Genomic DNA, 12,985 nt, shown 5'->3' with positions numbered 1-12,985 from the left:
CTCACTCATCATGCTAAGCACCTAGCCACTACAGCCTTATCATCGCTGACATAAAAACACTGTATGATATTGACAGGTGATCGCATTTTGGCGTGCCATCAGGCAATAATATATTGATTGACTTATCTTAAAAAAACACTCATCTCAAATCACAGCGCTAGCGGTCACAGTCTGCCATCACAATATCAATCGATGCCAGATACATAATGGCATCAGAGACCAAAGAGCCATTAATCACTGACGGCATCTGCTGCAAATGAGCAAATGTCGGGGTGCGAATACGAGTGCGATAACTCATCGTGGCTTTGTCAGACGTGATGTAATAGCTGTTGAGGCCTTTGGTTGCTTCCACGATGGTGGCACACTCACCCGCTGGCATCACAGGACCCCAAGAGACAGAGATAAAGTGGTTGATCAGCGTCTCAATGTCATTTAGCGTACGGTCCTTTGGCGGTGGTACCGCTAGCGGATGGTCGGCTTTGTACGGGCCTTGCGGCATGTTGTCCATACACTGGCGGATAATACGCAGCGACTGGCGCATCTCTTCGACTTTTACCATACAGCGATCATAAGCATCACCGTTGTAGCCGATGGGCACTTCAAAGTCAAAATTCTCATAGCCCATGTATGGACGTGCCTTACGCAGATCAAAGTCCACCCCTGTCGCGCGTAGACCGGCACCGGTGACACCCCAAGCTAAAGCCTGCTTAGCATTGTACTGTGCCACGCCTTGAGTACGGCCCTTGAGCACGCTGTTTTGTAGTGCCGCTTTGACATACTCATCCAAACGCTTAGGCATCCACTCCAAAAACTCACGTACCAAGCGCTGCCAGCCACGCGGCAAGTCAGCAGCCGTACCGCCAATACGGAACCACGCTGGATGCATACGGTAGCCGGTGACGGCTTCGATGACATCATAGGCTTTTTGGCGGTCGGTAAACATATAAAATACCGGCGTCATGCCACCGGCATCCTGAATAAAGGTACCGACATACAATAGGTTGTTGGTAATACGGAAAAACTCGCTCATCATCACGCGGATGGTCTCAGCGCGCGGCGGTATCTTAATACCAGCGAGCTTTTCCACCGACATGATGTAGGGCAGCTCATTCATCACCCCGCCCAGATAATCGATACGGTCGGTATAAGGGATAAATGAGTGCCACGTCTGACGCTCAGCCATCTTTTCTGCACCGCGGTGGTGATAGCCAATATCAGGGATACAATCAACGACTTCCTCGCCATCGAGCTGTAGTACCAAACGAAAGGCACCGTGCGCTGAGGGGTGGTTAGGGCCGATGTTCAAAAACATAAAGTCTTCATCGCGGCCCGAGCGCTTCATACCCCACTCTTCTGGGACAAAGCGCAGGTTTTCTTGCTCGTATTGTTGTTTTGCCGCGTTTAGGAAATACGGCGTAAATTCAGTGGCGCGCGCGTGATACTCTTTGCGCAGTGGATGGCCTTCCCAGTATTTCGGCAATAAGATGCGCGTCAGGTGTGGATGGCCACTAAAGACAATCCCAAACATATCCCAGACTTCGCGCTCATACCAGTTGGCATTTGGCCAAATCTGCGTGGCGCTCGGCAGCGTCAAATCGTCTTCATCTAGCGCCACTTTGATACGCACATCACTATTGCGCTCAAGCGACATCAAATGATAAAACACCGTAAAGTCGCTATCTGGCAGACCTGCACGGTGCTGGCGCAACCGCTCATCTATCGCCGATAAGTCAAATAGCATGACATAGGGCTTGGGCAATTTGCGCAAGAATAACAATATCTCAAGCAAATCTGCGCGCGCCACCCACACCGTTGGAATCTCATCAACCGTATGCTGCACCACAAACTTGCCAGCATATTTATGGGTAAGCTCTTGGATGACTGCTGGAGCAGGCTTGCTCTTAGGACCCCTATTATTAGGATCTGTGTTTTCGACTACCGTGACCATGAATGATGTATTCCTTCATTAATCATAACTAAACGATGTTAATCATAACCGAACTGTGATGGGCGTACGCGTACTGAGCACGTCTACGAATTATTAACGATAAAACCCTAGCCAGACTACATAACCGCTGGCGCTAACAGCGCGCTTAGATACTGTCTGGGCTGCGCAGGTTTTTTACCGCGATACGGTCTGCCTGTTTGCGATCGCGCTCAGGCGTCATTTGCGGCTGGTAGATACCCTGCTCATTGACATGGACACCCAGCGGACGGCGCTCTTTGGTAATAGACTCTTGTAGCAGCATCAGCCCCTGAATCAGCGCTTCTGGACGCGGCGGACAACCTGGCACATAAACGTCGACAGGGATAATCTTATCCACACCTTGTACGACAGAGTAGATATCATACATACCGCCTGAGTTGGCGCAGGCACCCATTGATATGACCCACTTTGGCTCTAGCATTTGCTCATAAAGACGCTGGATAACAGGGGCCATTTTGACAAAACAAGTCCCAGCAACGATCATCACATCGGCCTGACGCGGCGAGGCGCGAATGACTTCGGCACCAAAGCGCGACAAGTCATGAACCGCAGTTAACGTGGTGGCATATTCGACATAACAGCAAGAGGTACCAAAGTTAAATGGCCAAAGCGAGTGCTTGCGACCCCAGTTTGCTGTTGAATGGACAAGGTCTTCGAGACGACCCATAAAGACGTTTTTATTGACTTCATCTTCGATAGGGTCTTTGACCGTTTGACTGGTCTGAGCAGGATAGGTATCTGCATCAGGGTTGGCTTTTGTTAATGTGTATTTCATAACATACAACCTTTATATGGGGCACTGCAGGACAATCATCTTGCCACCGCGCGCGCCCATTATTCATAAGTGATCATTGATATACCATCATAAAACCCTAAGGTTTTGTACAGCTTGACCGTCTTAACGCTCAACACTGTCTTTTTGCGCAGACGTGGCAAAATCCACGGAAGTCACATTGCCCGTGGTATTGATATGATCGATATTTTGTAGATGGCGACGATTGGTCTCGATATTGTTTGAGACGTTGATCTGCCCTGATGACTGCGCTGGGACTTTACCTGTTGGATCGACCATCAGCTCGTGCGCGCCATCAAAACGGGTGATGTCTGCCAAATTAAAACCAGCAGGCGCGGCATGTAGCCGAGGTTTTTTGCGGCGCTTGTCCGCTGGTGCCCAGTTCATCGCGCCCAGACTCAGCTCATATATCAGACCGATGATTAAGATTGTGATAAAGATGGCGGCGGCAGCAAACCCTAACCAGCCGGCTTCGCGCACTGAAACGGCATACGCATAAAGATAAAGCGCCTCTAAATCGAAAATCACAAAGAAAATCGCCACCAAATAAAATTTGGCAGACAGACGAATACGGGCGTTGCCTGCTCCGACAACACCCGCTTCAAATATTTCTTCTTTTTGTGAGCCTTGAGAGCGACCGCCAAGCAAACGCGGCACGACCAGCATAAAAACAACTAGCCCAATGGCGGCTAAGATAAAAGCAATTGCTGACCAATTAAAAGCAGACATGATAATACGTGCTCCTCACCCAATCGAGTATCAAGCGCCGCGCAGAGACTGACCAACAAGGGTCGGTGAGCGGCAGGCTTGACGCAGACGAAAACACAAAGCGACTGTCATTGAGCCACTGTATTTAAGTAACGACTAAATAACCATATTAGGTACTGTGCTGGTAATAGCCAATTATCAAGTGTATTGACGACGATGTCAGACATGACCAACTGTAGAGGTTCCGCTAGACATACGGAGCAAGCTGGTCGTCTAACCCCGCTTGTAACAACGTAAGATCAACTTATTAAATCAATATCATATCGCACTGCTTACTTAATTGATTTAATAACTCATTACACGTAGTCAACAATGGACGAGACAACTGGCATAAATTATTTACGTACTATACGCATTTCAGTGCCCAAAAGCTAGTTTTTAACTGTATTGAACGGTCACTTTCTCTATAAAAAAAATATGTTTTTTTTACTATAAATTATGATATAGACATTACCTTATATTAACCCCAAATCCATAAATTTTACTTAGAATTGATACCATATCATTATTGAGCAAAACCGCTTGGCTTTACTCGGCATCTCTGCGCGGCCATCTCCTCCCCAAAGTCGTTGTTTTTGCTTTATAATACCTCACCGAATTTTAATGATGTCTCGCCATTGGCACAAAGACACCTTTGGCAGCGTCTCAATCATCTTTGGTAATGATAAACCTACAGCACGATATCTGATGAAAAATCTTAGCCTATATTGGCAATATTTATTTGTCCCTCTTAGATGACAGTGATGGTTTATTTTTATCCAGTGGCTGTCGGTACAGTGTTTATACCGCTATAGTCAGTTCACTATAAAATGTTATAGCAAGGCTGATAGAAATTTTTGCAGCCTCTGTCTGCAGCGGCATAGCACGCCAGAAAATTTTTATCGGCCTTTTTGGTCAATAAACGCATGACGCTTTTATTTAGAATCGACTATATTTTATCTTTTGCTTTTGTCTTACAGGTCACGTTATGAGTCAACTCAATCCCAAACAATCCGAGGCCATGCTCTACGTCTCAGGCCCACTACTGGTGCTGGCGGGTGCCGGCTCTGGTAAGACATCAGTGATCACCCGCAAGATTGCGTATCTAATTGAAGAGTGCAACATGCCAGCGGAGCGTATCACCGCGGTGACCTTTACCAACAAGGCGGCGCGCGAGATGAAAGCGCGTGTCAGCAAGCTACTCCCTAGCGAAAAGATGCGCGGTCTGACGGTCTCAACCTTTCACCAATTTGGTCTGCAGTTTTTGCGTTATGAGCTGATGCACACGCCGCTCAAGGGCAATTTTTCTATCATGGACAGCGACGACAGTAAGCGCCTGCTGATGGAGCTGATGATGCGCGACAACCTAAGCGGCGCTGAGAGTCGTGAGCTGGTCGGCAAAGCCATCAAGATGATCTCAGACTGGAAAAACGACTTGATTGAGCCGGATAAGGCGATGGAGACGTTGGACGATCCAGAGGACATGATTTTTGCCACGCTATATGGTTTATATGAGCGCAATCTGCGTGCGTATAACGCTGTGGATTTTGACGATTTGATCGTCTTGCCGACCAAGATACTGCGTGAAAACAGGGAGCTGCGCGACAAATGGCAAAACCGCATTCGCTACTTATTGGTCGATGAGTATCAAGATACCAATACCGCCCAGTATGAGATGATCAAATACTTGGTCGGGCCGCAAGGTCGCTTTACCGTGGTCGGCGATGACGATCAGTCGATCTATGCGTGGCGCGGTGCCAAACCTGAAAACATGGCACTGCTCAAAGAAGATTTTCCCAAACTAAAAATCGTCATGCTTGAGCAAAACTACCGCTCGACCACCCGTATTTTGACCTCAGCCAACGCGGTGATTCTTAACAACGAGCATTTATTTGAAAAAAAGCTCTGGTCGGATAAAGGCCAAGGCGAAAAAATCCGCATCATCAACTGCCGTAATGACGATGATGAGGCCGAGCGCGTCGCCAAAGAAATCGTCACGCACAAGCTGCGCTTTGGCAACGAGTGGGAGCAATACGCAGTGCTTTATCGCAGTAACTTCCAAGCACGTATGCTCGAGGCACAATTGCGCCAATTGCAAGTACCCTATAAGCTCTCTGGCGGTCAGTCGTTTTTTGCGCGCAGTGAAATCAAAGACATCATGGGTTATCTGCGCCTGATATTAAACCCAGAAGACGACAGTGCGTTTTTGCGTATCATCAATACACCCAAACGCGGTATGGGGCCTGCGACGCTTGAGAAGTTAGGCTTATTTGCCCAAGAGCATAGTATCTCCTTACTTGCCTCTTGTACCCATGCGGGCCTTTCGCACGTATTGCCATCCAAAGCCTATGGTACGATAAAGGAGTTTGGCGAGTTTATCGAGCACTATACCCGCGAGCTGGATCAGCACCCTGACCCTGTGCCCATCGTGCGCCAGATGATTGATGAGACAGGCTATATCGACTTTGTCCGTAGCGATGCCAAGACGCCGCAGCAAGAAAAAAACCGCCTTGACAATATCGACATGCTCTACACCAGTATTCAGTCGCTGATCAACCGCGCAGAAGACGATGAAGATCGCACCATTGATACCATCATTCGCAAACTGGTATTACTCGATATGCTCGAGCAACAGCAAGAAGAAGAAAACACCAATAAAGTCAATCTGATGACCCTGCACGCGGCCAAAGGCTTGGAGTTTGATTTTGTCTATATCATGGGGTTAGAAGAAGAGATGCTGCCGCATCGCAACTCTATCATCAGTGAGACCATCGAAGAAGAGCGGCGTTTGATGTACGTGGGCATCACCCGCGCGCGCCGTGAGCTGACGCTGACGCTGGCAACCCAGCGCCGTGCTGGTGGACAAATGCGCGTCACCTCCGAGTCGCGGTTTTTAGATGAGCTGCCAGAGGATCATATCGACTGGCCTGCCAAAGCCAAAAAGAAAAAAGCCAGCAAAGACCCTGAAAAAGTCGCTGATGAATACTTGGCCAATATTCGGGCATTATTGGGCAATCGTTAACGGTCACTAAACGTTCAGCCTTCATCGCCCGTCCCCGTCTTTGTTATCATAAGGGCACAGCATAGAAAACATCGACATGGCTGAGTGATGAGACAACTACCGAGTGAATTGAAGACACGCCCTAGTACCTGTCCTAGCATTTGTAAAAAACATTGGAACCTTTATGCCTACGCCACCGCCTGAACAAGAACGACCATCGACCCTGCAAGGAGATTACAATCCTGCAGAGTATAGCGCTGAGTACAAGCTGCTGTATCTACAAGGTCTGGTGGCTGACAGGGCATTTGAGGACATTACCGCGTTTTTAGACAAGCAATCAGAATATGAAATTGCCAGCTTACTTGAGTCTTTTCCAACACAAAACCGCCTGCTGATTTGGGAGCAAGTACCCGATAACATCAAAGGTGAGGTGCTGGCCGAGCTAGAAGTCGATACGCGCCAGCCGCTGATGGAAAACATCTCATCCAAAGAGATATCACTGTTTACACAAGACCTAGATGCCCAAGACATCTCAGAGATTTTGGACACGGTGACCGACAGCGTCCGCACCTCGGTGATGGCGACGCTGGACGAAGATATCCGTGTGCAGGTCAATAAGCTCGACACCTATGCCGATTGGGAAGTCGGTAGCTATATGGACCCTGATCTCATTCAGGTCAGAGACGACATTACGCTGGCTGAGGTACAAGAATGGCTGCGCGACAATGACGATCTACTCGATGACGAAAGCCAAGAGCTGTTGGTCGTCGATCAAAGCCAGCAATTGCTTGGGCTGCTAAGCCTGGTGGATTTGATCAAACATGATCAAACCACTTTGGTCTCAGTGCTTATCGACCCTGCCGTCACCATCAATGATCGCTTCGACATCACCGATGCGGCGGCGATTTTTCGCTCAGAAGACATTCGTTTTGCTCCCGTCATCAACAGCCATGGCGAGCTGGTCGGTCAGTTAAATGGCGAGGACATCATGGAGATTATCCAAGATGATGTCGATAGCACCATGAAAAACCTCGCCGGTGTTAGCCAAGATGAGGAGCTGTTTGCCCCTATCTTGACCAGCGCCAAAAGCCGTAGTATCTGGCTTGGTATCAATCTGTGTACCGCGCTATTAGCGGCGGCGGTCATCGGTCAGTTTGAGGCGGTGTTGGCAAAAGTGGTGGCGCTGGCGATTTTAATGCCCGTGGTTGCCAGTATGGGCGGTATCGCTGGCTCGCAAACCTTAACAGTCGTCATTCGTGGTATGGCGATGGGTCAAATTGGTGGCTCCAACCGTTTATGGCTACTGAACAAAGAGCTGTGGGTCGGCGCGATAAACGGTATGATATGGGCAATAATCATGGCGTTTATCGCCCAATTGTGGTTTCATGATATCAAGATCAGTGCGGTCATTGGCTTGGCAATCGCCATCAATATGACTGCGGCCAATGTCTCAGGCATTAGCATTCCTTTACTCCTAAAACGCATGAATATCGATCCTGCTCTATCAGCGTCGGTGATTTTGACCACCGTCACTGATATTGTCGGTTTTATGTCGTTTTTGGGCCTAGCAAGTGTGCTGATACTATGAGTGAGCACCAAAGCTGTCATGTAGTAATCATTGACTTTTTTGTTTTTACAAAGCCAATCGGCTTCGCCTAAATCAGGCATTTTTTTTGAATTTAATTTACAACCTATCCAATCGTTGAGTGAGTGCGTTATGCAAGCTGTACAAGTAAAAGTGTTAAACCCAAAAATCGTTGAAGACAAGGCTTTTTCTTTGCCGACACGTGCGACCGATGGTAGTGCTGGTATTGATTTGCGCGCTTGTATCGATGCGCCTTTGACCATCAAAGCCGGGGAAACACATCTTGTCGGTACAGGTCTGGCTGTGTATATCGAGGACCCTAATTATGCTGGGATGATTCTGCCGCGCTCAGGGCTGGGTCATAAGCACGGTATTGTTTTGGGGAATTTGGTGGGTTTGATCGATGCCGACTACCAAGGCGAGCTGATGGTCAGTATCTGGAATCGTAGCGCTGAGGATTTTGTATTAAACCCAGCAGAGCGTATGGCGCAGTATATTGTCGTCCCTGTCGCTCGTCCTGAGTTTACCGTGGTGTCAGAGTTTAGTGATACCAGTGCGCGCGGCGCAGGCGGTTTTGGTCATTCAGGTCGCCAGTAGACCGACTTGCTTTTTTGACTATTTAATGACTGTCGCTTGAATTGAAGACAAGCCCTAGAAAACCTCTACTATTTTAACCATCACGCCATAAGGAGAGTAAGCGATGCCATCTTTTGCTGCGCAGCAATCCTTATTTCGTGCTTATGATATTCGCGGGCCGCGTCAGCATTTTACCACCGATTTTATTCAGGCGTTGGGGCACGCTTTTGCCCATCTGTATCAAACCGCCGAATACCGAGACACCAGCGCTGATATAGATGCTTTGGCAAATGTCGAGCGGTCAAATATCAGTCAGTCAAACACGGATCAGCACAGCATCAATCAGCAGCATATCCTTCCCAATACCATAAACAACACCAATAAACAAAGCATCGTCGTCATCGGCTACGATGTGCGCTGCAGCAGTGATGACATCGCACATACCTTAGCGACTATCTTGGCACAGCATGGCCTACATGTCATTCAGCTCGGTTTGGTGACCACACCGATGATGGCATATTGGGCAGCGCAATATCAGGGACATGGCATCATGGTGACCGCCAGTCACTCGGCCAAAAATATACTAGGCATAAAATGGCTGGTAAACCATCAGTCCCCTAGCTGTGCTGAAATTCAGGCGCTCTATCAGCAGCTAGCGCCTCCTGATACGCCGCTTGCTCTGACTGCAGCGATAGGTTCGATGGGTCATCTGCCAACGGAGCAAGTGAGTCATGGCTATATCGATGCCATTTATCATGTTTTTATCCAGCTATACCCTCTACACCCTATAAGTCTATACCCTATAAGTGGTGAGCAGGCCTGTGATAAAGCATCGCACCATCACGGACAATACAGCGCAGCCCAGCAGCCATGCAGCGACTGGCGCCATGCTGCGCCCAAGCTTGAGCTGACGGTAGTGATCGACTGTATGCATGGGGCGACCAGTCACATCGCTCAGCCTTTATTTCAGCGTTTTTGTCAGAGCGTTATCATGCTTAACAATACAGCAGACGGTCATTTTCCCTTAGGCAACCCCGATCCTACTGAGCCAAGTCGGCTCAAACAGTTGCAGCAAGCGGTCACCACGCACAAAGCCGATATCGGACTGGCGTTCGATGGCGATGGTGATAGGCTGATGGTCGTCGATGAAAATGGCAAGACAGTGATGCCGGATCATCTGTTGTATCTACTGGCAAAATCCGCGCTCTGCGATAGCGCGCCTAACCCAGCTTCAACCGCGGTGCCTCAAGTACTGTTTGATATTAAGTGCTCTCACCATCTGCCTGCATTGCTGGCCGAGCTGGGCGCTGAGCCTATCGTGAGCCGGACGGGGAGCAGTCTGATGCGCCAGCAGATGCAGCATACCGATAGCCGCATTGTCTTTGCAGGCGAGCTATCAGGGCATTTTATTTTTAATGACAAGCGTTTTATCGCTTATGATGATGCCATGTACGCGGCTTTACGGCTATTGCATGGATTGGCCGCTCAGCCGGACGATGTTACCCAAACCTCCTTAGCAGCTATCACCCAAAGCCTGCCTACGCTGGTCAGTACCGCCGATCATTATCTGCCAATACCGTATGCCCTCACGCGCGAGCGCTCTATCGTGACGCAGCTACAGGTTTTTTGTCAGTATATACAGCAGCTCATGGATGCGGCCCGCGAGCAGTCAGATATAGCAGATTCTCAAGAAGATTGCTTGGTCAATCCCGCCTGCAGCCACGCAGTTGTTAATGAACGCTCGTCTTGTGATTGTATAGCGCAACAGCCCGCTATCACCTTAGCGCAGGCGCGGCAGTTATTGCCTATCGGCACGAGACTGAGCTGTATCGACGGTGTGCGCTTGGATTTTGCGCATGGTTTTGGCGTATTGCGGCAGTCCAATACCAGTCATCACCTGACCGCGCGCTTTGCAGGTGATAGTCTTGACGATTTAAAAGAAGTACAAAACAGATTTGCCGCTTTGTGCCGACCCTTTGATCAAAGACTGGCAGAGCAAATCATCGCGATTGCTGCTGAATAACTTATCACCCCCACTTTTTTGGCTTATATTTTTTACCCTGTACCTTTACCGTAGGAGTTTGTAATGACGCTTAATCTAGACGATGCCAAAATCACCGCTGAAGTATTGACCACGGCCTTGCCTTATATTCAGCGCTTTGTCGATAAGATCATCGTGGTCAAATACGGCGGTAACGCCATGACTGACCCTGCGCTTGAGAGCTCCTTTGCCCGTGATATCGTCTTACTCAAAACCGTTGGCATGCATCCTGTCGTCGTTCATGGCGGCGGCCCGCAGGTGGACAACCTGCTAAAAGAGTTGGGGCGGCAGTCTGATCGCATCGATGGCATGCGTGTCACTGACAAAAGCACCATGGATGTCGTCGAGATGGTACTAGGCGGCAGCGTCAACAAATCTATCGTCAGTCTCATCAACAAACACGGCGGCCGCGCTATCGGCCTAACTGGTAAAGATGCCAACTTAATCCAAGCAAAAAAACTGATGATGGACAAAATAGGTACCGATGGAGTCGCTGTACCTGTGGATTTGGGGTTTGTCGGTGATGTGGTGAGCGTCAACAAAGACGTGATAAATATGCTTATTGCCTCCGACTTCATCCCTGTCATCGCCCCACTTGGCGTCGATAGCGAAGGGCATACTTATAATATCAATGCCGACTTGGTGGCCGGTAAAGTGGCGGAGTTTTTGCAAGCAGAAAAACTCATGCTCTTGACCAACATCAAAGGCGTCTTGGGCCGTGATGGTAAAGTGGTGACGGGCCTGACACCAAAAACTGTCGATAGTCTGATCGCAGATGGCACCATTTCAGGCGGTATGATTCCTAAAATAGGATGCGCGCTCGATGCGGTACGTGGCGGCGTCAAAAGCGCCGTCATCGTCGATGGCCGTGTGCCGCATGCAACCTTGCTTGAGATCTTTACCAACGAAGGTGTCGGTACTTTGATTAGCCGTGACCTTGATGCGGCCATGCTTTAACTTCTTGAGGAGTCGATCATGCCGCTGTGGCTGTGGTGCCTACTGTTTGTTTTAGAGAGCCTATATTGCTGGTGGATTATTGGCTACGGCGGTGCGCGCTGGATAGAAGGCTGGAAGTCGTTCTTTATGATTGAGTGGTTTGCGCTTGATTGGACAGCAGAGCAAATTCGTCTTTACGTGCTCATTATTTGGTGCTTCAGTGTGATTTGGTTTGTCGTAGGTATTATAAAACCCGAGCTTAGACTCTAAGCTTGGGCTTTTTAACTGTCTATCAATTTTATGGCCCATCAACATTCATTCAAACAATGATGAATTTAATAAGCACAGAACTCAACAGAACTATGGTAACTATTACCATAAACCTTCATATAGTGATTGCCTTTGCTCTCAGTAATATAAGACGTTTCATTATCATAGCGGTCACCGTCCAATCGACCACTTGGCCCTGAGACGTAAGCCATATTGATGCGATCATCGCCGACATTACGAATCACTAAATTCTGGTCTGCTGCAAGCCATAAACGAAACACTTTGCCATCTTTGATATTGCCTGTAAAGTTACCGCAATAGCTGTCTTTTGCAAAGGTTACTTTAGTTGATGAGTCTGCCGCCTGTACGCTTGTGGCCATTATAGGTGCTGCTGCAAGCGTAGCCATCAGTAATAATTTTTTCATCATTCTATCCTCGAACATTAGGGTCTATTGAACATTCAGATATCGTGCTGGTAGCACATCTGAATATTCAATAGACCTTATAAATTAGTAAACTTAATTCTACCTATGAGAGCATAGTTTATAATTTGTCAAAGTGACAGCTTTTTTATAAAAATTATTTATAAATAACCGCCTCAAACTCAGATTCATTAAAGCCGCACAACAATATTGGCTGACCTTGATTTTTATCGTCAATCTGACCTTCCACAATCGGACGCTTAATCATGCTGGTATTTTCTACCAGCAAATCTATCGCTTTATCTACACTGTCAGCAGCGGCTTGTTTTTGCTCATCGGTCAGCTTGCGCCATGTGGTACCACGCTTATTGAGCACTTTATCAATACCTAGCGCATCTACCCAACGCTGAACGCTTGGTTTGTCGATGCCTTGTTTTTTATAATCATGAAAATCATAGCTGACACCCAACTGATCAAGCTTAGTAAACGCTTTTTTCATGGTGCTACAAGATTTGATGCCATAAACAGTGATGCTCATAAAAACTCCCAATCCATAATCATTAGTCGCTGTATTATACCGAAGCCGGTTAATTTTTGGTTTGTTAAACAAAAACCTCCTGTCGCTAC

11 protein-coding genes are annotated in these 12,985 nt (G+C 48.1%); 6 read left to right on the top strand and 5 right to left on the bottom strand.

What is annotated here, in order from left to right:
- Positions 1-157: 157 nt before the first annotated feature.
- From nuoC to ndhC, 3 genes are all read right to left on the bottom strand, one after another.
- Positions 158-1,948: an NADH-quinone oxidoreductase subunit C/D gene (nuoC, locus tag BTV99_RS05900; RefSeq protein ID WP_075101454.1), complete on the bottom strand. Its 1,791-nt coding sequence runs from the start codon at positions 1,946-1,948 to the stop codon at positions 158-160.
- A gap of 145 nt (positions 1,949-2,093) precedes the next feature.
- The gene (locus tag BTV99_RS05895; protein WP_075101453.1) at positions 2,094-2,762 is read right to left on the bottom strand and encodes an NADH-quinone oxidoreductase subunit B family protein; all 669 of its coding nucleotides are present in this window, start codon (positions 2,760-2,762) and stop codon (positions 2,094-2,096) included.
- 123 nt (positions 2,763-2,885) lie between these two features.
- On the bottom strand, positions 2,886-3,509 hold the full coding sequence (gene ndhC, locus BTV99_RS05890) for an NADH-quinone oxidoreductase subunit A (RefSeq protein ID WP_075101452.1): 624 nt from the start codon (positions 3,507-3,509) through the stop codon (positions 2,886-2,888).
- Positions 3,510-4,515: 1,006 nt separating this feature from the next.
- On the opposite strand from ndhC, the gene BTV99_RS05885 reads away from it, so the two are divergent.
- The 6 genes from BTV99_RS05885 (at position 4,516) to BTV99_RS05860 (ending at position 11,936) form a co-directional block, all read left to right on the top strand.
- A complete protein-coding gene (locus BTV99_RS05885; protein ID WP_075101451.1) occupies positions 4,516-6,549 on the top strand; it encodes a UvrD-helicase domain-containing protein in 2,034 nt (677 codons plus the stop codon).
- Between the two features lie 163 nt (positions 6,550-6,712).
- Positions 6,713-8,116 carry a magnesium transporter gene (gene mgtE, locus BTV99_RS05880; RefSeq protein WP_075101450.1) on the top strand — a complete coding sequence of 468 codons (1,404 nt, stop codon included), beginning with the start codon at positions 6,713-6,715 and terminating at the stop codon, positions 8,114-8,116.
- A gap of 129 nt (positions 8,117-8,245) precedes the next feature.
- Entirely contained in the window at positions 8,246-8,710 is a 465-nt protein-coding gene (dut, locus tag BTV99_RS05875) for a dUTP diphosphatase (RefSeq protein ID WP_075101449.1), read from the top strand.
- A 103-nt stretch (positions 8,711-8,813) separates the two neighbouring features.
- Positions 8,814-10,712 (top strand): hypothetical protein, encoded by a 1,899-nt coding sequence (locus BTV99_RS05870; protein WP_075101448.1) that lies wholly within the window; start codon positions 8,814-8,816, stop codon positions 10,710-10,712.
- Between the two features lie 63 nt (positions 10,713-10,775).
- Entirely contained in the window at positions 10,776-11,687 is a 912-nt protein-coding gene (gene argB / locus BTV99_RS05865; protein WP_075101447.1) for an acetylglutamate kinase, read from the top strand.
- Between the two features lie 18 nt (positions 11,688-11,705).
- Positions 11,706-11,936 (top strand): hypothetical protein, encoded by a 231-nt coding sequence (locus BTV99_RS05860; protein WP_075101446.1) that lies wholly within the window; start codon positions 11,706-11,708, stop codon positions 11,934-11,936.
- A gap of 65 nt (positions 11,937-12,001) precedes the next feature.
- Here BTV99_RS05860 and BTV99_RS05855 read toward each other — a convergent pair whose 3' ends face one another.
- Together BTV99_RS05855 and BTV99_RS05850 are read right to left on the bottom strand one after the other, a co-directional pair.
- Positions 12,002-12,364 (bottom strand): hypothetical protein, encoded by a 363-nt coding sequence (locus BTV99_RS05855; protein WP_256713734.1) that lies wholly within the window; start codon positions 12,362-12,364, stop codon positions 12,002-12,004.
- Between the two features lie 151 nt (positions 12,365-12,515).
- A complete protein-coding gene (locus BTV99_RS05850) occupies positions 12,516-12,896 on the bottom strand; it encodes an arsenate reductase (RefSeq protein ID WP_075101444.1) in 381 nt (126 codons plus the stop codon).
- Between the last annotated feature and the right edge of the window lie 89 nt (positions 12,897-12,985).

The sequence above is a fragment of the Psychrobacter sp. Rd 27.2 genome (assembly GCF_001921755.1).
GTDB lineage: Bacteria > Pseudomonadota > Gammaproteobacteria > Pseudomonadales > Moraxellaceae > Psychrobacter > Psychrobacter celer.
The sequence above is the reverse complement of the archived record's forward strand: the minus strand, read 5'-3'. Positions and strand labels throughout refer to the sequence as shown.